Origin of the sequence: Cellulosimicrobium sp. NPDC055967, assembly GCF_042269845.1 — a bacterium.
Taxonomy (GTDB): domain Bacteria; phylum Actinomycetota; class Actinomycetes; order Actinomycetales; family Cellulomonadaceae; genus Cellulosimicrobium.
Genome location: NZ_JBHJYJ010000002.1, coordinates 268,200 through 288,025, shown reverse-complemented (window position 1 = coordinate 288,025; position 19,826 = coordinate 268,200). Strand labels below are relative to the sequence as shown.

The window sequence follows — 19,826 nt, the reverse complement described above, 5'->3', positions numbered from 1 at the left end:
GTCAGCCCGCCTCGGCCGGCGCGACGTCCTCGCCCGGCACCTCGGTGACGAGCTCGGGGTCCCAGGCGTCGCCGTCGGCCACGAGCTTGACCTGGTACATCGGCTGGATCAGCGCGTGGTCGGACGCGCGGACCGTCGTCGCGCCCTTGGGCCCGTCGAAGCTCCAGCCCTCGAGCGCGTCGACCATGGCGTCGACGTCGTCGCCGCCCTCCTCGATCGCGTGGACGATCATCTGCGCCGCGACGAAGCCGTCGGGCGTGAAGAGGTCCGCCTGCTTGCCGGCCGCCTCGACCGACGCGAGCATCGCGGCCTCGACCTCGGTGCCCGCGGCGCCGGGGAAGTAGTGGTTGAGGAAGTCGACCTTGCTCGCCGCGGCGCCGTACGCGCCGTAGGTGGCGACGTCGCCGAGGCCGGTGACGACCGTCGTCGAGTCGAGCACGCCCTGCTGGTCGAGGCCCTGCCACATCGCGCCCGACGTCGCCCCGGCCCACGCGACGAACACGAGGTCGGGCGCGGCGTCGACGATCTGGTGCGCGAACGGCGTGAACTCCGTCGCGTCCTCGGGCACGAGCACGCTCGTCACCTCGGCGCCCTGCGCGCCGAGGACCGCCTCGACCGCGGCGAGGTTGCCCTGGCCGAACGCGTTGTCCTGCGCGAACACGACGACCTTCGCGCCGTCGGGGTCGACGAACGTGCCGGCGGTCGCGACGTCCTGGAGCGACTGGCGCCCCGAGCGGAACGTGTAGTCGTTGATGCCGGTGAGCGCGTCGACCGCGGCCGGGCCGGAGATGTAGAGCACCTTGTTCTGCTCGGCCTGCTCGGCGAGCTTGAGCGCCACGCCGGACACGACCGTGCCGCCGAGGATCTGGTAGCCCTTGCCGATGAGGTCCTTCGCCTGGCCGACCGCCTTGTCGGGGTCGCCGCCGTCGTCGTGGAACGTCACGTTGACGGGCCGGCCGTCGACCTCGCCCGTGCCGTCGGTCGCGTAGTCGAGGCCGGCCTGGAAGCCCTCGTAGTAGGCCTCGCCGTAGGCCGCGAGCGGCCCGGTCTTGGAGTAGATGATGCCGACGTCGACGGGGTCGGCGCTCGCGCTGCTCTCGCCTCCGGTCGTGTCGCCGCCGGTCGCGTCGGTCGGCGCGCACGCCGCGAGCACGAGGCTCGCGGCCGCGAGCGCGGCGACGGCGAGTGCCGGCCGCTGGGACTTCTTCGTCCGCATGACTTCGCCCTTCGTTGGGTGGTCCTGGGGGAGCGCCGCTCAAACATGAGAGGCGATTCAGGTTGCGGGAATCATGGATCCGCGACGAGCGCGGTGTCAACCCGCGCCGGTCACGATCCGGCCACGGGGCCGACGAGGCGATGTTGACAGGTGATTCAGGTCACACGTAACGTCCGGTTCGCCCGGGTCCGGCGCGCGACGGTGCGCGCCGCAGCGCGTCCGGCGCTGACGGCGACCCGACCTCGACGTGGAGGTTCAGATGGTCAGGCACTCCCTCAGGCGGCGCGGCCGCGCCCGCCGGTCCGCGGCCGCGCTCGCCCTCGGCACGGCGCTCGCCGTCGTGCTCGCGCCGCTCGTCACGGCCCCCGCGTCCGCGGCCGGCTCCTGGTCCCAGCGCTCGGCGGGCGGCATGACGGTCGAGCTGTACCGGCCGACGACCGCGCCCGCGCTCCCCGGCGGTCGGGCGCTCATGGTCTCGCTGCACGGCTGCGTCCAGACCTCGCAGGTGCTCAAGAACGCGGGCAACTGGACCGCGACCGCCAACGAGCACGGCATGGTCGTCGCGATCCCCGCGGCGCCGAGCGGCGGCGTCCTGCTCGGCTGCTGGGACTACTACGACACGAACCACAGCCGGACGAACCCCGCGCGGCACGACGACAACCTGCTCGACCTCGTCTCGGCGCTGCTCGCCGACACCTCGCTCGGCATCGACCCGGACCAGGTGTACGTCAGCGGGCTGTCCTCCGGCGGCGGCCAGGCGATGGTCATGGGCTGCCTCGCGCCCGACGTGTTCGCCGGCGTCGGGATCGCGGCCGGGCCCACGGTCGGGACGACGTCCGGCCAGATCGGGAGCGTCGCGACGACGCTCGCGCAGGCGCGCTCGACGTGCCGGACGTTCGCGGGGACGCACGCGGCGGAGTTCGCCACCCAGGTGACGTCCATCGTCTTCGGCAGCGCGGACACGACCGTCGCGACGGGGTACGGGACGCTGAACGCCCAGGTCATGGCCGACCTCTACGGCGCCGGGACGACGTCGTCGTTCTCCCTCGCCGGGCTCGCGGGGACGAACACGGCGGGCTCCGGCTCGCTGTGGTCGGACGCCGACGGCCCGCGCGTCTCGCTGGTCCGGAACACCGGGCTCGCCCACGCGTGGCCCGCGGGCGGCGGGCCGGGCGGGTCGTACGTGTCGACGAACAGCATCGACTACCCGGCCTACCTCACCGACTTCCTGTTCGAGAACAACCGCCGGGTCGACCGCGACCCCGGCACCGGGCCCGAGCCCGACGTCGTCGCTCCGACGGTCACGATCACGTCGCCGACCGCGGGCGCGACCGTGACAGGGGCCGTCCGGGTCGCCGTCGCGGCGGCGGACGACCGCCGCGTGGACCGCGTCGAGCTGAGCGTCGACGGCACCGCGCTCGCGACGCTGCGCACCGCCCCGTACGCGGACGACTGGGACACGACGGCGCTCGCGGCGGGCGCCCACGTGCTCGCCGCCCGCGCGGTCGACGCGGCGGGGAACGCGACGACCGCACAGGTCACCGTGACGGTGCAGGTGCCCTCCGGACCGTGGTGCGGCACGGCGACGAACGCCCAGCACCAGGCTGCGGGTCGCGCGATCTCCTACGGCGTGGACCCGTACAACCCGTACTACGCGGTGGGCTCGCTCGCGTACCTCGGCCAGGGCGACGCGACGGTCACGACGCTGCGCGAGGCCGCGCCGGGCCGCTACGAGGTCGCGACGACCTGCTGAGCGGGCCCCACGCGGCGCACCGACCGGTGCCGAACCCGGGGATACGGGCGAGCTGGGCCCTCGCCTCGCCCGCAACCCCGGGTTCGGCGAACGCGGACGGCCCGGGTCAGTGCTCCAGGCGGTCCTTCGCGTCGCCGATGTGGTCGGTGACGTCGTCCGGCAGGTCGTCGAGGTTCATGTCGTTGCTGCGCGCACGCCGGGCGTCCCAGCGCAGCGCGACCGCGGCGAGGGCGGCGGCGATCGTCGACGCGGCGAGGACGGCGATCTTCGCCGCGTCGGTGTGGGTCGAGTCCGGGAACGACAGCTCCGCGATGAGGAGCGACACGGTGAACCCGATGCCGCCCAGCAGGCCGACCGGGAGCAGGTCGCGCACCCCGATGCCCGGCGCGAGGCGCAGCGGGGTGAACCGTGTGACGAGCGCCGTCACCCCGAGCACGCCCACGAGCTTGCCCAGCACGAGGCCGAGGACGATCGCGAGCACGACCGGCTGGCCGAGGACGTCGCCCCCGCCGCCGACGAACGTCACGCCCGCGGCGAAGAACGCGAACACCGGCAGGGCGATCCCCTGGGAGACCGGGCGCAAGGCGTGCTCGAACCGGTGCGTGCGCGACTCGGTCTCGCCGTGCATCGCGAGCGCGGGGACGGTGAAGCCGAGCAGGACGCCCGCGATCGTCGCGTGCACGCCGGACTCGTGGACCAGCACCCACGCGACGACCGCGACGGGCACGAGGAGCCACCACCGGGTGCGCCGTGCCCGGACCAGCACGGCGAACAGCGCGACCGCGACGAGCGCGAGGCCGAGGAACCCGATGCGCAGGTCGGCCGTGTAGAAGACCGCGATGACGACGATCGCGAGCAGGTCGTCCACGACCGCGAGCGTGAGGAGGAACGTGCGGATCGCGGCGGGCAGCCCGCGCCCGAACACGGCGAGCACGCCGAGCGCGAACGCGATGTCCGTGGCCGTCGGGATCGCCCAGCCGTGCAGCGCGCCGTCGTCGCCCGCAAGCAGCACGACCGCCGTGAAGATCGCCGCCGGCACGGCCATGCCGCCGACCGCGGCGAGCATCGGTACCCCGGCCTGCCGTGGGCTCCGGAGGCTGCCCGCCACGAACTCCTGCTTGAGCTCGACGCCCACGACGAAGAAGAAGATCGCGAGCAGCCCGTCGGCGGCCCAGGTCTCGAGGCTCAGGTCGAGGTGCAGGGACAGCGGGCCGATCGAGGCCGGCCCGACCACCGTCTCCGAGAGGGTCGTGTACGCGTCCCGCCACGGGGAGTTCGCCCACAGCAGCGCGAGCAGCGCCGCGCCGATGAGCAGCGCGCCGCCCGTCGTCTCTCTGCTCACCCACCGGCGCAGCCGCACGCGAGGCGAGGGCCGGTCCGTCGACGGGGCGGGGTGGGTGCCGGAGGGCGGGGTGGCGTGGGTCATCGTGCTCCCGGGGTCGCTGTCGTGTCGCACGGCCCGCGGACGCGAGACCGTGGCCGACCAGACTTCCCGGCACACCGTCCTCGATTCTACGGGGGCCGTACCCCGCGCGGCCGACGTGCTCGTCTGGCGATCATCCTCCCGGGCGACGCCGCCCGCGGCCAGCGCACGTGAGGATCGGCAGGTGCCCGACAACGTCCCCCGCCCCGCGCCCGACCTCACCCCGGCAGAGTCCACCGACTCCGCCCCGACCCCGACACCTGCCCCGACGCCGTCCCCGACCCCGTCCCCGGACGGGACGGTGTCGCCGGACGTGCCGACCGTCGTCGGACCGACGGCGCTCGACCGCTGGCTCCTGTGGGGCGGGTCGCCGGTCCTCGGGGCGCTGCTCGCGTACGGGGCGCTCCACCTCGCCGGATGGATGGCGGGACTGCGGTGGGCGCCGTTCCAGGGACTCGCGCGCGCCATCGACGAGCTCCTCGGCGAGCGGGGAACCCTCGGCGTCGCGATCTGCCTCGCCCTCGGGGTCGGTGCCGGGCTCGTGTTCGCCGCGCACGCGGTGCGGGACATCGCGGTCGTGACGCTCGACGCCGCGCACGCAGCCGTCGACCGGCGCGGCGACCGCACCGAGCTGGACCGGGACCACGTCACCGCCGTGCTCGTCGACCGCAAGGACCTCGTCGTGCTCGGCCGTCGGACCCCGACCGCCACCGACCGGCCCACGTCGCCCGCGGCGCGCACCGCACCCGACGCCGGCGTCGACATCGTGGACGGCGACGCTCACGACGCACCGGTCGTCGAGCTCCTGCACGTCCGCACCGAGCTCGCGACCCACCGTCTTGCCGACGCGTTCCGGTCGCACGGCTGGCCGTGGCACGACGGCGACCCGTGGGCAGAGGAGTTCCGGCGCTGGGTCCCCGGCGACCCGTCGCTCCCGCCGAGCGCCGACGCGGTCCTGCGCGCCCGCGCGACGATGCTCCAGGCCGACAAGACGTCCGACGCCGCCGACCTGCGGCGCGAGCTCGCCCGCCTCGACGTCGTCGTCCGCGACGTCGACAAGGTCCAGCACTGGCGCCCGGCCACCCCGCCGAGCTAGAGCCCTGGTTCGTGTGTTCGACGGCGGTCTGGTCACCTTGGGTGGCGGGATGGGTGGTGGTGCCGCGTCTACCATCCGCCGCTCGTTCCTCGCGGCTCCCGCCAGGCCCGCCACGACGCGGCACCACCACCCACCCCGCCCGGCGTCGTCTCGCCCTGGTCTCCGCTCACCTCGGGCGACTGCCCGCGGTGTCGGTTCCCCGAGCATGTTCCCGCTGTCGCGTTCGGTAGCCGCGTGGCACGGTCGTCCCGGCTCCCGGCTCCCGGCTCCCGGCTCCCGGCTCCCGGCTCCCGGCTCCCGGCTCCCGGCTCCCGGCTCCCGGCTCCCGGCTCCCGGCTCTCGGTGCCGTTGCGCCGTGGCCGTGGGTTGCGTCACCGTCGCGACGGTTCTGGTCGTCGCGATGTCGCGTCGAGTCGTGGCGACATGACGTCGAGCAGGTGGTTGTGGTTCGTCGGGGGTGTCTGACGAGCCGTGGTCGCCTGTTCGGCTTACGGGGATGGCCTGGTCGGCCGGGCGGCAGGCCCGTGGTGGGCCGACGGCTGAGCGGTGGGGGTGGACTCGGATGCGAAGGGGCGTCAGAGCGGCGCTCCTAGAACCCACGCCCGAAAGACCAGGGTGAGGGCGCCGCAGCCCCGAGCACCGAGGACACCCGCGCCGCGGACCCGACCCCGCGGGCTTGAATTCCGAGCACGCCTACCTCGCCGGACCACGGCTCTACCCTGCGTGACCCCTCGGCGGGGCGGTCAGGCGGAGGTGTCCTCGGCGAGGGTGAGGAGGCGGGTCATGGTGTTCCAGTTGCGGCCGGTCACCGGGGCGCCGGCGGCCTTCGTGAGGACCGCCGTCGTGAGCTTCGAGCGGCCGATGCCGTCGGGGTAGGCGACGTACAGGACGCCGTTCGCGACGGCGGCGCGCTCCGTCCCGCCGCGGTCGTCGATCGTGGCGGCGCCGTCCGGGTCGACCGGGGTCTCGCCGACGAGGACGAGGAGCGCGGCGGGTCGCTCCTGTGCGTCGTCGGGGAGGGGGTTGCCGCGGACGATCTTGCGCAACCGCTCGGTCGTGAGCACGGCCACGGCGGCGTCGACGCCGAAGCGTTCGGCGACGGCGTCGTGCAGGAGCCGCGCGACGTCGTCGGGACCGGACGCGCCCGAGGTCCCGGGCGCGACGACGAGGTTGCCGCTGTTGACGACCGTGCGGGCGTGCGCGAACCCGAGCTCGCCCGCGAGCTCGCGCAGCGCGGTCGACGGGACCTTGCGCCCGCCCACGTTCACGGCGAACAGCAGGGCGACGTAGGCGGTCACGACGCCGTCCCCGGTCGGCGGTGGGACCACGGCGCGGCCTCCTCCAGGCGGGCGGCGAGGTCGAGGAGGAGCGCGTCGTCCCCGTGGTCGGCGCCGAGCATGACGCCCACGGGGACGGTGGCGGACGACCCGTCGGGGTCGGTCACGTGCGCCTCGCCGAGCGGGAGCGAGATCGCGGGGCGGCCGGTGAGGTTCCACACGCTGGTCCAGGGGGTGAACGCGGTCTGTGCGGCGAAGTCGGCGGCCGGGTCGTCGTCGATCCGCTGGCTGCCGACGAGCGCGGGCGGCTGCGCGAGCGTGGGGGAGAGCACGACGTCGACCCCGGCCCAGGCGGCGGCGACCTCTCGCGTGAGCTGCTGCACCCCGGCGAGGGCGGTGGCGTACGCGAGCCCGCTCACGCCGCGCCCGCGCTCGCGCAACCACCGCGTGAGCGGGACGAGCAGGTGCTCGCGGTCCGGCGGGACGGGGGCCTGGAGCGCGCCGACCGACCACAGGGCGGCGAACGCGTCCCAGCGCTCGGCGCCGAACGGCGGGGGGATCTCGACGACGTCGTGCCCGAACCCTGCGAGGAGCGCGGCGGTCGTGCTGGCCGCGTCCGCGCACGCGGGGTGCACGGGCGCGTCGGCGGCGATCACGGGGTCGAGCAGGAGCCCGACGCGGAGCCGCCGCCCCGACGGTGCGGCGGCCAGGCGTGCGGTGAACGTGTCGCCCGGCCACGGGCGCGCGAGCACGTCGAGGAACGCCGCGGCGTCCCGGACCGACCGGGTGAGGACGCCGTGCGTGGCGAGCCCCGCGCCGTCGACCCCGTACGGCCCGGGGCTCACGAGCCCGCGCGACGGCTTGAGCCCGACGAGCCCGCACGCGCTGGCGGGGATCCGCAGCGAGCCGCCACCGTCGCTCCCGTGCGCGACGGGGACGACGCGTGCCGCGACCGCGGCCGCGGCGCCGCCGCTCGACCCGCCCGCGGACCGTGCGAGGTCCCACGGCGTCCGGGCCGTGGGCCCGACGTCGGGCTCGGTGTAGCAGGGCAGGCCGAGCTCCGGGGTGGTCGTCTTGCCGACCATGACGGTGCCCGCCGCGCGCAGGAGCGTCGCGACGCCGTCGTCGTAGGGCGCCGGGAACGGGTCGATCGCGGCCGACCCGGCGCGGATCGGCACGCCCTCGACCATGGTGAGGTCCTTGACCGGGCACGGGACGCCGAGGAACGGCGGCGGCGCGCCCGGCTCCGTGGACGCGGCGACGAGGGAGCCCGCGCGACGTGCCGCGACGAGCGCGGCCTCCGCGGCGAGCGCCTGCGTGTGCGCGAGGTCGGCGGTGACGACGGTGAACGCTCCGACGTCCGCGCCGACGCCCGTGGCGGCGTCGAGCGTCGCGTCGAGCACCTCCGTCGGGGAGGCGTCGCCGCTCCGGAGCGCGTGGGCGAGGGCGGTCGCGTCGAGGTCGAGCAGGTCGGTGACGCTCATGGCTCGTGAACCTACGCGGCGGGCCGCGACCGCGCGAACCGCCCGGGGTCGACACCCCGCCGGGTCCGGCGTATATTCCAGTCGGAATATTCCTTGCGGACCTCCCTGTCCGGGCCACCTGCCCGCACCGTCCGCCGCCCCCGCCGTGAACCCGTCCCGGAGACGACCGTGCCCGCACCGCGCCTGAGCCCCACGGCGACCCTCGTGCTCGCCGTGCTGCTCGACCAACCCATGCACCCGTACGAGATGCTCGTACGCCTGCGCAAGCGGCGCGACGACCGGCTCGTCCGGCTCAACCCGGGCGCCGTCTACCACGCGGTCGACCGGCTCGAGCGCGACGGCCTCGTCGAGCGCGCGGGCGTCGACCGCGACGGCAACCGGCCCGAGCGCACCCTCTACGCCATCACCGACGCGGGCGTCGCCGCGCACCACGACCGCACGCGCGACCTCGTCCGCGAGACGCCGCCCGAGTACCCGGCGTTCCCGGTGGGGCTCGCGCTCGTGCACGACCTCCCGCTCGAGGACGCCCTCGCCCTCCTGCGGGAGCGCCGGGCAGCGCTCGCGGCCGCGACGGACGGGGTGCGCGAGCACCTCGACGGCGTCGTCACGCGCGGGCTGCCCCGGCGCTACCTGCTCGACGCGTCGTTCCAGCTCCACCAGGCCGAGGCCGAGATCGCGTGGCTCGACGCGACGGTCGCCGACCTCGAGTCGGGCGCGCTGAGCTGGACCGACCAGCCCGCGCCTGCGTTCCGCTTCCCCCGCACGACCTCACCTCAGGAGCCCTCGTGACCACTCCCGCCCCGGGCAGCAGCCCGAGCACGGCCCCGGCGCCCGCCGACGGCGGCTCGCGCGTGGTGCCCCTCGTCGACCTCCACGGCCGCAGCGCCTGGAGCATCCTGCCGCCGCTCATCCTCGGCTTCTTCATGATCATGGTCGACACCACGATCGTGAACATCGCCGTCCCGACGCTCCAGACCGAGCTCGACGCGTCGCTCGTCGCGGTGGGCTGGGTGAACAGCGCCTACCTGCTCTCCTACGCCGTGCTGCTCCTGCTCGCCGGGCGCCTCGGCGACCGGTACGGCCCCAAGCCCGTGTTCGTCGTCGGGCTCGCGGTCTTCACGATCGCGTCCGCGTGGTGCGGGTTCTCGGGATCCATCGAGATGCTCATCGCGGCGCGCGTGGTCCAGGGCGTCGGCGCGGCGCTCATGACGCCGCAGACCATGGCGATGATCACGCGCGTCTTCCCGCCGCGGCAGCGCGGCGCGGCCATGGGCCTGTGGGGCGCGACCGCCGGCGTCGCGACGATCGCCGGACCGCTGCTCGGCGGCGTGTTCGTCGAGTCGTGGGGCTGGGAGTGGATCTTCTTCGTCAACGTGCCGGTCGGCGTCGTCGCGCTGTGGTTCGCGCTCACGCGCCTGCCGCGCCTCGCGACGAACAAGCGCTCGTTCGACGTCCTCGGCGTCGTGCTCTCGGTCGTCGGCCTGTTCGCCGTCGTCTTCGGCCTCCAGGAGGGCGAGACGTACGACTGGGGCACCATCACCGGGCCGATCACGGTCTGGGGCGTCATCGGCGCCGGGCTGCTCGTGCTCGTGGGCTTCGTCCTGTGGCAGCGCCACCTCGGCGACGGCGCGCTCCTGCCCCTGCGGCTCTTCCACTCCCGCAACTTCTCGCTCGCGAACATCGCGGGCATGTCCGTCTCGTTCGCGATGATCGGGATCTTCTTCCCCCTGACGATCTACCTGCAGTCGATCCTCGGGCTGTCGCCGCTGCACGCCGCCCTCGTCAACCTGCCGGGGTCGCTGGTGTCGGGGATCGTGGCGCCGCTCGCGGGTCGCCTGTCCGACAGGGTGCCCGCCAAGTGGGTCGTAGCGACCGGGTTCGGCGTCCTCGCGGTCGCGATCGGGTGGCTCGCCCTGGTCGTCGGCCCGGGGGTGTCGGTCGTGACGATCGTGCTGCCCATGACGCTGTTCGGCATCGGCACCGGCTGCGTGTTCTCGCCGCTCGCCAACCTCGCGACGTCGGGCCTCGACCACCGCACCGCGGGCGCCGGGGCGGGCGCGTTCAACACCACGCGCCAGGTGGGCGGCGTCATCGGCTCGGCGGCGATCGTCGCGACCCTCACCGCGCGCCTCGCCGTCACCCTCCCCGCCGCCGCGCAGGACGCGGCGGCCTCCCTCCCCGAGCAGTTCCGCCAGCAGTTCGTCGACGGCTTCGCGAACGCCGGGTCGCTCCAGGGCGGCCAGGGCGGCTCCTTCCCGCTCCCGCCCGGGGTGCCCGACGACGTCGCGCGCCAGGTGACCGACGCCGCCACCGCCGCGTTCCACCAGGGGTTCGCGACCGCCGTCGGGCAGACGCTCGCGGTCACGGCCGCGGTCCTGGTGCTCGGCTTCGTGTGCGCGATCGCGATGACACCGAAGCACGTCGAGCACTGACCCGCGAGATCGGCCCGTACGTCGCGAGATCGGCCTCCCGAGGGTCGATCTCGAACGCTCGGGCCGATCTCGCGGAGCACGCTTCCGGACCACCGCGTGAACGGAGGGTTAAACCTCGCCCCGGAGGCGTGTCGGGGGTGGTGAGCGGAATCACACCGGCGTAGTTTCGATGAGACGGACGGCACCACCGCCGTCCTCCGGGAGGCCAGCCGATGGGGTTCACGCTCCGCTCAGGAGGGCCGGCACCGGCGCTGCTGAGCCGTGGCACCCACGGCCCGACGGCCGGTCGCCCGCCTCGCCCAGAGAGAGAACGGCGCCCGCGCGCCGGAGGGGAGCCCTCGTGGTCCGCACCTCACCCACCCCCGGTACCTCACCCACCCCGCAGGATGACGCGAGAGACGACGACGCGCGCCGCACGTTCGTCGTCGACACCTCGGTCCTGCTGAGCGACCCCCGCGCGATCGGGCGGTTCGCCGAGCACGACGTCGTCCTCCCGGTCGTCGTCATCACCGAGCTGGAGGCCAAGCGCCACCACGCGGAGCTCGGGTACTTCGCCCGCAGCGCGCTGCGCATGCTCGACGACCTGCGCGTGAAGCACGGCCGGCTCGACGCCCCGATCCCGGTCGGGGACGTCGGCGGGACCCTGCGCGTCGAGCTCAACCACACCGATCCCGACGTGCTGCCCGCCGGCTTCCGGCTGGGGGACAACGACACGCGCATCCTCTCCGTCGCCGCGAACCTCGCGGCGGAGGGGCACGACGTGACGGTCGTGTCCAAGGACCTGCCGATGCGGGTCAAGGCGTCGGCGGTCGGGCTGCGCGCGGAGGAGTACCGCCACGAGCTCGCCGTCGACTCGGGCTGGACCGGCATGGGGGAGATCTCCTTCACGGACGCCGAGGCGGCGTCGCTCTGGGAGCACGAGTCCGTCGAGCTCACGAGCCTCGACCCGGAGGTCGTCGAGGCCGCCGGACCCCTGCACTGCCACACGGGCCTCGTGGTGCACTCGCCGCGCGGCTCCGCGCTCGGCCGCGTCACGGCGGACAAGCACGTGCAGCTCGTGCGCGGCGACCGCGAGCTCTTCGGTCTGCACGGTCGCTCGGCGGAGCAGCGCGTCGCGATCGACCTGCTCCTCGACGAGTCCGTCGGCATCGTGTCGCTCGGCGGCCGGGCGGGGACGGGCAAGTCGGCGCTCGCGCTGTGCGCAGGGCTGGAGGCGGTCATGGAGCGTCGGCAGCACCGCAAGGTCATGGTGTTCCGCCCGCTCTACGCGGTGGGCGGCCAGGAGCTCGGGTACCTCCCCGGCTCCGAGGCCGAGAAGATGAACCCGTGGGCGCAGGCCGTCTACGACACGCTCGGCGCGCTGGTCTCGCCCCAGGTGCTGGACGAGGTGATCGACCGCGAGATGCTCGAGGTGCTGCCGCTCACGCACATCCGCGGGCGCTCGCTGCACGACGCGTTCGTCATCGTCGACGAGGCCCAGTCGCTCGAGCGCAACGTGCTGCTCACGGTCCTCTCGCGCATCGGTCAGTCGTCGCGCGTCGTCCTCACCCACGACGTCGCGCAGCGCGACAACCTGCGCGTCGGGCGGCACGACGGCGTCGCCGCGGTCATCGAGGCGCTCAAGGGCCACCCGTTGTTCGCGCACGTGACGCTCACGCGCTCCGAGCGCTCGCCCGTCGCGGCGCTCGTCACGGAGATGCTCGAGTCGATCGAGGTCTGAGGCGCGTCGCGCGCGCGTCTCCGGAGGCGGGTGAAATCTCCGCGGACGGATCCACGGACCCACCACGGCACGCTACGCTTCGGCCGCCGTCGTGGTGGGCGCCGTGCCCGTCACTCGACTTCCCGGAGGAAGCCCCATGTCCGTCCCCGTCTCGAACCAGGCCACGAGCCCCAAGCTCCTGCTGCCCGCGGTGCTGCTCTGCTTCTTCCTCGGCACGCTGGGCGTGCACCGCTTCTACGTCGGGAAGATCGGCACCGGCGTGCTCATGATCCTCACGCTCGGCGCGTTCGGGGTCTGGACGCTCGTCGACCTCATCATGCTGATCGTCGGCGCGTTCCGGGACAAGGAGGGGCGCAAGCTCACCCAGTGGACCTGAGCGAAGGCTGAACGACGCGGGCCAGGTGCGAACGCACCTGGCCCGCGTCGTGCCGTCTCCGCGGTGGGTCAGGCCTGCGGCGGGCGCGTCATCGACAGCACGTCGAGCGCCTCGTCGAGCTGCGCCTCGGTGACCTCGCCGCGCTCGACGAACCCGAGGTCGATCACGGCCTGGCGGACGGTGAGGCCCTCGTTGACGGAGTGCTTCGCGACCTTCGCCGCCGCCTCGTAGCCGATCACGCGGTTGAGCGGCGTGACGATCGACGGCGACGACTCGGCGAGCGCGAGCGCCCGCTCGACGTTCGCGGTGATCCCCGCGACGGTCTTGTCGGCGAGCACGCGGGACGCGTTCGCGAGGAGGCGGATCGACTCGAGGACGCCCTGGGCGATGACGGGGATCTGCACGTTGAGCTCGAACGAGCCCGACGCGCCCGCCCACGCCACGGTCGCGTCGTTGCCGATCACGCGCGCGGCGACCATGAGCACGGCCTCCGGGACGACCGGGTTGACCTTGCCCGGCATGATCGAGCTGCCCGGCTGCAGGTCGGGGATGAAGATCTCGCCGAGGCCCGTGTTGGGGCCGGAGCCCATCCAGCGCAGGTCGTTGCAGATCTTGGTGAGGGACACGGCGATCGTGCGCAGCGCGCCGGACAGCTCGACGAGGCCGTCGCGCGAGGACTGCGCCTCGAAGTGGTCGCGCGCCTCGGTGAGCGGCAGGCCGGTGTCCTCGACGAGCAGCGCGATGACACGCTGCGGGAACCCGGCGGGCGTGTTGATGCCCGTGCCGACGGCGGTGCCGCCGAGCGGGACCTCGGCCGCGCGGGGCAGGGCCGCCTCGAGGCGCTCGACGCCGTAGCGGATCGCGGCGGCGTAGCCGCCGAACTCCTGCCCGAGCGTGACGGGGGTGGCGTCCATGAGGTGGGTGCGGCCCGACTTCACGACGGTCTCGAACTCGGCCGACTTGGCCTCGAGCGCCTCGGCGAGGTGGCCGAGCGCGGGCACGAGGTCCCGCACGACGCCCGCGGTGGCGGCGACGTGCACCGACGTGGGGAACACGTCGTTGGAGGACTGCGAGGCGTTGACGTGGTCGTTCGGGTGCACGTCGCGCCCGAGCGAGCGCGTGGCGAGCGTCGCGAGGACCTCGTTCGTGTTCATGTTCGACGACGTCCCGGACCCCGTCTGGTAGACGTCCACCGGGAAGTGCGCGTCGTGCGCGCCGGAGGCGACCTCGTCGGCCGCGGCGACGATGGCGGCGGCGACGTCCTCGTCGAGCACGCCGAGCTCGGCGTTCGCCCGGGCCGCGGCCTTCTTCACGCGCGCGAGGGCCTCGATGTGGCCGCGCTCGAGCGGGGTGCCGGAGATCGGGAAGTTCTCCACGGCGCGCTGCGTCTGCGCGCGGTAGAGAGCCTGCGCGGGGACGCGCACCTCGCCCATGGTGTCGTGCTCGATGCGGTACTCGGTCGTCGGTGCGGCCTCGCCGGCGGCGGCGCCGGAGGCCTCGGGAGATGCAGTCATGGGGCCATCCTGCCGCACCGCGCGCGGGCTCCCGCAACCCGCGTGACCCAGGTCACGCGGGGTGCGGGCGGCCCGGCCGGGCGCCGGTGCCGGGGCCTCAGTCGTCGGCGAGCGGTGCCTCGCCGACGTCGCCCACGACGTCGACCAGGCGGGCGCGGCCCTCGGCGAAGTCGTACTCGACGCCGACGATCGCGCAGCGCCCCTCCGCGACCGCGGCCGCGAGCCCGGCGGAGTACGAGTGGAGCATGTCGACCGTGTTGCGCACGTGCTCGCGGCGCAGCACGGCCGGGTCGAGGTTCTCCAGCGAGCCGTTCCCGGCGCCGGTGATCTTCGCGATCGACGGGATGACGCGGTCGACCACGGCGCGGACGAACCCGTCCGCCTGGGCGCCGGTCGTCAGCGTGTCCACCGCGGCTCCGACGGCGCCGCACGAGTCGTGCCCCAGCACCACGACGAGCGGCACGGACAGGAGCTCGACCCCGTACTCGATCGACCCGAGCACGGTCGTGTCGACGACGTGGCCCGCCGTGCGCACGACGAACATGTCGCCCAGGCCCTGGTCGAAGATGATCTCCGCCGCGACGCGCGAGTCCGAGCACCCGAACAGCACGGTGTGGGGGTGCTGCGACGACGACGTCTCCCGCCGTCGGTCCGCGCCCTGCGACGGATGGAGCGGGGCGTCCGCGACGAACCGGTCGTTGCCGGAGCGCAGGGTCGCCCAGGCCTCGGCCGGGGTGAGGGGGGCGGGGGTCGGGGAGGCAGACGTCATGGCCTCATGATCGCAGCCCGCGTCCGCGCAGGCCGGAGCCGTTCGCATGGCGAACCACCGGGTCCGGGTGTAGCCATGGAGGGGGACGCCGGGAGACCGGCTGGCCGCGACCGAGGGGAGCTGACGTGCGTCGACGCACCCGAGCGCTCGCCGTCCTCGTCGCCGTGGGGCTCGTGGCGCCGCTCGCCGCGTGCGGCCCGGGCGACGACGGGACGCCGGTGCTCACGTGGTACATCAACCCGGACAACGGGGGGCAGGCCGACATCGCCGCGTCCTGCACGGAGGCTGCCGGGGGCGCGTACCGGATCCAGACCGAGCTGCTGCCGCGCGACGCCGCGTCGCAGCGCGAGCAGCTCGCCCGCCGCCTCGCGGCGAAGGACTCGTCGATCGACGTCATGAGCCTCGACCCGGTCTTCATCGCGGAGTTCGCGGAGGCCGACTTCCTCGCGCCGGTGCCCGCCGACGTCGCCGACGCGACGACGCAGGACGTCGTGCAGGGCGCGATCGACGCGTCGACGTGGAAGGACGAGCTGGTCGCCATCCCGTTCTGGGCCAACACCCAGCTCCTCTGGTACCGCAAGTCGGTCGCCGAGGCCGCGGGGCTCGACATGTCGCAGCCCGTCACGTGGGACCAGATCATGAAGGCCGCGCAGGACCAGGACAAGCTCCTCGCGGTCCAGGGCGCCAAGGCAGAGTCGCTCACGGTGTGGATCAACGCGCTCGTCGAGGGCGCGGGCGGGCACATCCTCGAGAACCCGGAGGCGCCGGCGGACGAGGTGAAGCTCGGCCTCGACACCGACGCGGGCAAGGCGGCCGCGACCATCATCGGCGAGATCGGCACGTCGGGCGTGGGCGGCCCCGGGCTGCCGAGCGAGGACGAGCCGGCGTCCCTGACGAAGTTCCAGGGCGACAGCGGATCGTTCATGGTCAACTGGCCGTTCGTCTGGTCCTCCACCCAGGGCGCGGTCGACGCGGGGTCGCTCGACCAGTCCCTGCTCGACGACATCGGCTGGGCCCTCTACCCGCAGACCACGGAGGGCGAGGACGCCCGTCCGCCCTACGGCGGCATCTCGCTCGGCATCGGCGCGTTCGGCAAGCACACCGACCTCGCGTACGAGGCGGCGCAGTGCATCGTCAGCCCGGAGAACCAGGCCGAGTACTTCGTGACCAACGGCAACCCCGCCGCGAGCATCAAAGCCTACGACGACCCCGACGTCCAGAAGGCCTTCCCCATGTACGACGTCATCCGCGACTCGCTCGACCAGGCCGCGCCGCGACCGCAGACGCCGTTCTACAACGAGGTCTCCACGGGCCTGCAGCAGACGTGGTACCCACCGGCGTCCGTCGACCCCGACACGACCCCGCAGCAGTCCACCGAGTTCATCACCGCCGTCCTGCGAGGGGAGCGACTCCTGTGAACGCCGGACCTCCCGCCGAGCCCGCACCCCGCGGCCGGCACGCCACGCCGTCGACCACGACCGAGGAGGCTTCAGCCCGTCGCGAGACCCGCCGCGGGTCCCGGGACGACGCCCGCGGCGCGCCCGACGCCGCCGCGAAGGCCGCGCGCAGCGACCGGGCCCGCGCCGAGGCGCGCCTCGGGTGGTACCTCGCCGGGCCGGCGTTCGTCGTCATGCTCGCCGTGACGCTGTACCCGATCCTGCAGGCGGTCTACGACTCGCTCTTCAACTACAAGCTCACCGCCCCGGACGACCGCGCGTTCGTCGGGCTCAACAACTACGTCGTGATCCTCACGGACCCCGTGTGGTGGAAGGCCCTGTGGGTCACCGTCCTCATCACCGTGATCACCGTCGCGATCGAGCTCGTCCTGGGCTTCGCGCTCGCGCTCGTCATGCACCGCGCGATCAAGCGCCTGCGCGGGCTGCTGCGCACCGCGATCCTCGTGCCGTACGGGATCATCACGGTCGTCTCGGCGTTCGCGTGGTTCTACGCGTTCGACATCACGTCCGGGTACGTCAACCACTGGTTCGACTGGGTGCCCGGCATCGGTCCCGACCTCAACTGGTTCGCCCAGCAGGGCACGAGCCTGTTCGTCATCATCATGTCCGAGGTCTGGAAGACGACGCCGTTCATCTCCCTCCTGCTCCTCGCCGGCCTGGCGCAGGTGCCGGGCGATCTCGAGGAGGCCGCGAAGGTCGACGGCGCGACCGCGTGGCAGCGGTTCACGCGCGTCATCGTGCCGAACATGAAGGCCGCGATCATGGTCGCCGTCCTGTTCCGCGCGCTCGACGCGTTCCGCATCTTCGACAACGTCTTCATCATGACGAACGGCGCGAACGGCACCGAGGTGCTGTCGCTGCTCGCCTACCGCACCTCGATCGGCCAGCTCCAGATCGGCATGGGATCGGCCATCTCGGTGCTGCTGTTCCTGTGCGTCGTGCTCATCTGCTTCATCGCGATCAAGCTCTTCAAGGTGGATCTCGCCGGCGCGAGGGGGGAGAAGTGATGGGCAGCGTCCTCAGCACCCGGGCCAAGATCTGGTGGGCCGTCATCACGGTCGTCGTCCTCGTCGGGGCGCTGTTCCCCGTGCTGTCGATCTTCATGACGAGCTTCAAGGCGTCGAGCGACATCAACTCCGGGACGTTCCTCCCGCCGCGGTGGAGCACCGAGAACTACGAGCAGATCCTCGCGTCGGACGGCTCGGCGCAGGAGCTGTTCCTCTCCGCCCTGCGCAACTCGATCGGCATCTCGCTCATCGCGACCGTCATCGCCGTCGTGCTCGCGACGCTGTGCGCCTACGCGATCGCCCGCCTCGACTTCCCGGGCAAGCGCCTCATCCTCACGACGGCGCTCGGCGTCTCGATCTTCCCGGTCGTCTCGATCGTCACGCCGCTGTTCAACCTCTGGCGCAACATCGGCCTGTACGACACGTGGCTCGGCCTCATCATCCCGTACCTGTCGCTCACGCTCCCGATCTCCATCTGGACGCTCGCGGCGTTCTTCCGGCAGATCCCGTGGGAGCTGGAGCAGGCCGCGCAGGTCGACGGGGCGACCCCCTGGCAGGCGTTCCGCAAGGCGATCGTGCCGCTCGCGGCGCCCGGCGTCTTCACGACGGCGCTCATCGCCTTCTTCATCGCGTGGAACGACTTCGTCTACGGCATCTCGCTCACGTCGACGAGCGCCGCGCGCCCGGTCCCGGCAGCGCTGGCGTTCTTCACCGGCGCGTCGTACTTCGAGGAGCCGACCGGAGCGATCTCCGCGGCGGCCGTCGTCGTGACGATCCCGGTCGTCGTCCTCGTCGTGCTCTTCCAGCGTCAGATCGTCTCCGGCCTGACCCAGGGGGCGGTGAAGGGATGAGCACGACCGATCGCCGGGCGACCACCCGGCAGCCGCCCCTGCTGCCCGCCGCGGCACCGCCGCGCCCCGCCCGCGCCGTCGCGCACCGTGCCGCACGCCGAACCCGAGGAGAGAGCTGATGGCGTCGATCACCCTCAAGGACATCGTCAAGCGCTACGGCGACGGGTTCCTCGCGGTGGACCGCGTGAACCTCGACATCGCCGACGGCGAGTTCGTCATCCTCGTCGGCCCGTCCGGCTCGGGGAAGTCGACGGTCCTGCGCATGATCGTCGGGCTCGAGGACATCACCTCCGGCGAGCTCGACATCGACGGCACGCGCGTCAACGAGAAGGCGCCACGCGAGCGCGACCTCGCGATGGTGTTCCAGAACTACGCGCTGTACCCGCACCTCACGGTCGCCGAGAACATCGCGTTCCCGCTGCGCCTCGCCAAGGGCAAGCACAGCGAGGAGGAGATCCGCGAGAAGGTCGAGCGCGCGGCCGACATGCTCGACCTCCGCGAGCACCTGGACCGCAAGCCCGCGAACCTGTCGGGCGGCCAGCGCCAGCGCGTCGCGATGGGGCGCGCGATCGTGCGCGACGCGAAGGCGTTCCTCTTCGACGAGCCGCTGTCCAACCTCGACGCCAAGCTGCGCGGTCAGACACGCACGGAGATCGCCAGGCTGCAGCGGCGCCTCGGCACGACGACCGTCTACGTCACCCACGACCAGACGGAGGCCATGACGCTCGGCGACCGCGTCGCGGTGCTGCGCCGCGGTGTCCTCCAGCAGGTCGCGAGCCCGCGCGGGCTCTACGAGCAGCCCGTCAACCTGTTCGTCGCGGGGTTCATCGGCACGCCGCCCATGAACTTCCTGCCGGGCGAGGTGTCGGGCGGGCGGATCACGCTGCCGTTCGGCGAGTTCGACATGCCGGAGAACGTCGCGTCGGTCGTCGGCGACCGGGGCCTCGTCATCGTGGGGCTGCGGCCAGAGCACTTCGAGGACGCGCGGCTCGTCGACCCGTCCAAGAAGGACCGCGGCCACACGTTCGAGATCCAGATCGACGTCACGGAGTGGCTCGGCGCGGAGCTCTACGCCTACGTGCCGTTCGACATGCACGAGTCCGTGAAGGGCCAGCTCGAGGAGCTGGACCGCGAGCTCGACGGCGAGGGCCTGCGCAGCCAGTTCGTCGTCGCCCTGGACTCCGCGTCGCGCGTGCGCGACGGCGACACGACGGAGCTGTGGTTCGACCCGACGAAGATGATGATCTTCGACCCCGAGACGAGCGAGAACCTCACGCGCGACGACGCCGAGGCCGACCGCATCGAGGAGGAGAACGCCGAGGACCGCAAGCGGTCGCTCGAACGGGCCCAGAAGCAGGACGCCCAGGTCTGAGGTGCGGCGTCGGGGGCCCCCGCGGCCCCCCCCCCGCGGCCGCCCGCCCCCCGGCCGCGGGGGGCGCGGGGGGGGCCGG

16 protein-coding genes are annotated in these 19,826 nt (G+C 73.4%); 10 read left to right on the top strand and 6 right to left on the bottom strand.

The window, feature by feature from the left end; genetic code table 11:
• Position 1: 1 nt before the first annotated feature.
• Entirely contained in the window at positions 2-1,216 is a 1,215-nt protein-coding gene (locus ACFC2L_RS04075; RefSeq protein WP_375823022.1) for a substrate-binding domain-containing protein, read from the bottom strand.
• Positions 1,217-1,475: 259 nt separating this feature from the next.
• Between ACFC2L_RS04075 and ACFC2L_RS04070 the strand changes: the two genes are divergently transcribed.
• Positions 1,476-2,969: a PHB depolymerase family esterase gene (locus ACFC2L_RS04070; RefSeq protein ID WP_375823021.1), complete on the top strand. Its 1,494-nt coding sequence runs from the start codon at positions 1,476-1,478 to the stop codon at positions 2,967-2,969.
• Positions 2,970-3,075: 106 nt separating this feature from the next.
• Here ACFC2L_RS04070 and nhaA read toward each other — a convergent pair whose 3' ends face one another.
• The gene (gene nhaA, locus ACFC2L_RS04065; protein WP_375823020.1) at positions 3,076-4,395 is read right to left on the bottom strand and encodes a Na+/H+ antiporter NhaA; all 1,320 of its coding nucleotides are present in this window, start codon (positions 4,393-4,395) and stop codon (positions 3,076-3,078) included.
• A gap of 181 nt (positions 4,396-4,576) precedes the next feature.
• Between nhaA and ACFC2L_RS04060 the strand changes: the two genes are divergently transcribed.
• A complete protein-coding gene (locus tag ACFC2L_RS04060; RefSeq protein ID WP_375823019.1) occupies positions 4,577-5,488 on the top strand; it encodes a hypothetical protein in 912 nt (303 codons plus the stop codon).
• Positions 5,489-6,231: 743 nt separating this feature from the next.
• Here the strand turns inward: ACFC2L_RS04060 and ACFC2L_RS04055 are convergent.
• Positions 6,232-6,816, bottom strand: a complete 585-nt coding sequence (locus tag ACFC2L_RS04055; RefSeq protein WP_375823018.1) for a DUF1697 domain-containing protein — start codon at positions 6,814-6,816, stop codon at positions 6,232-6,234.
• Positions 6,783-8,249, bottom strand: a complete 1,467-nt coding sequence (locus ACFC2L_RS04050; protein ID WP_375823017.1) for an amidase — start codon at positions 8,247-8,249, stop codon at positions 6,783-6,785. The genes ACFC2L_RS04055 and ACFC2L_RS04050 overlap by 34 nt, the downstream gene beginning before the upstream one ends.
• A 168-nt stretch (positions 8,250-8,417) precedes the next feature.
• On the opposite strand from ACFC2L_RS04050, the gene ACFC2L_RS04045 reads away from it, so the two are divergent.
• The 4 genes from ACFC2L_RS04045 to ACFC2L_RS04030 all read left to right on the top strand — a co-directional run bounded on the left by ACFC2L_RS04045 (position 8,418) and on the right by ACFC2L_RS04030 (position 12,777).
• Entirely contained in the window at positions 8,418-9,038 is a 621-nt protein-coding gene (locus ACFC2L_RS04045; RefSeq protein ID WP_375823016.1) for a PadR family transcriptional regulator, read from the top strand.
• A complete protein-coding gene (locus ACFC2L_RS04040; RefSeq protein ID WP_375823015.1) occupies positions 9,035-10,681 on the top strand; it encodes a DHA2 family efflux MFS transporter permease subunit in 1,647 nt (548 codons plus the stop codon). The genes ACFC2L_RS04045 and ACFC2L_RS04040 overlap by 4 nt, the downstream gene beginning before the upstream one ends.
• A 340-nt stretch (positions 10,682-11,021) precedes the next feature.
• Complete coding sequence (locus tag ACFC2L_RS04035; RefSeq protein ID WP_375823014.1) at positions 11,022-12,401, top strand: PhoH family protein; 1,380 nt, start codon at positions 11,022-11,024, stop codon at positions 12,399-12,401.
• 136 nt (positions 12,402-12,537) lie between these two features.
• Positions 12,538-12,777 carry a TM2 domain-containing protein gene (locus ACFC2L_RS04030; RefSeq protein WP_375823013.1) on the top strand — a complete coding sequence of 80 codons (240 nt, stop codon included), beginning with the start codon at positions 12,538-12,540 and terminating at the stop codon, positions 12,775-12,777.
• Positions 12,778-12,845: 68 nt separating this feature from the next.
• On the opposite strand, the gene ACFC2L_RS04025 is transcribed toward ACFC2L_RS04030, so the two are convergent.
• Both ACFC2L_RS04025 and ACFC2L_RS04020 read right to left on the bottom strand, forming a co-directional pair.
• The gene (locus ACFC2L_RS04025; protein ID WP_375823012.1) at positions 12,846-14,291 is read right to left on the bottom strand and encodes a class II fumarate hydratase; all 1,446 of its coding nucleotides are present in this window, start codon (positions 14,289-14,291) and stop codon (positions 12,846-12,848) included.
• 97 nt (positions 14,292-14,388) lie between these two features.
• Complete coding sequence (locus tag ACFC2L_RS04020; RefSeq protein WP_375823011.1) at positions 14,389-15,060, bottom strand: carbonic anhydrase; 672 nt, start codon at positions 15,058-15,060, stop codon at positions 14,389-14,391.
• A 125-nt stretch (positions 15,061-15,185) separates the two neighbouring features.
• Here ACFC2L_RS04020 and ACFC2L_RS04015 point away from each other — a divergent pair, with 125 nt between their 5' ends.
• From ACFC2L_RS04015 to ACFC2L_RS04000, 4 genes are all read left to right on the top strand, one after another.
• Positions 15,186-16,478: an extracellular solute-binding protein gene (locus tag ACFC2L_RS04015; protein WP_375823010.1), complete on the top strand. Its 1,293-nt coding sequence runs from the start codon at positions 15,186-15,188 to the stop codon at positions 16,476-16,478.
• Positions 16,475-17,524, top strand: a complete 1,050-nt coding sequence (locus ACFC2L_RS04010) for a carbohydrate ABC transporter permease (RefSeq protein ID WP_375823009.1) — start codon at positions 16,475-16,477, stop codon at positions 17,522-17,524. The genes ACFC2L_RS04015 and ACFC2L_RS04010 overlap by 4 nt, the downstream gene beginning before the upstream one ends.
• Positions 17,524-18,375 carry a carbohydrate ABC transporter permease gene (locus tag ACFC2L_RS04005; protein WP_375823008.1) on the top strand — a complete coding sequence of 284 codons (852 nt, stop codon included), beginning with the start codon at positions 17,524-17,526 and terminating at the stop codon, positions 18,373-18,375. Before ACFC2L_RS04010 ends, ACFC2L_RS04005 begins: the two co-directional genes overlap by 1 nt.
• Before the next feature lie 118 nt (positions 18,376-18,493).
• Positions 18,494-19,747 carry an ABC transporter ATP-binding protein gene (locus tag ACFC2L_RS04000; RefSeq protein WP_375823007.1) on the top strand — a complete coding sequence of 418 codons (1,254 nt, stop codon included), beginning with the start codon at positions 18,494-18,496 and terminating at the stop codon, positions 19,745-19,747.
• The last annotated feature ends 79 nt before the right edge of the window (positions 19,748-19,826 follow it).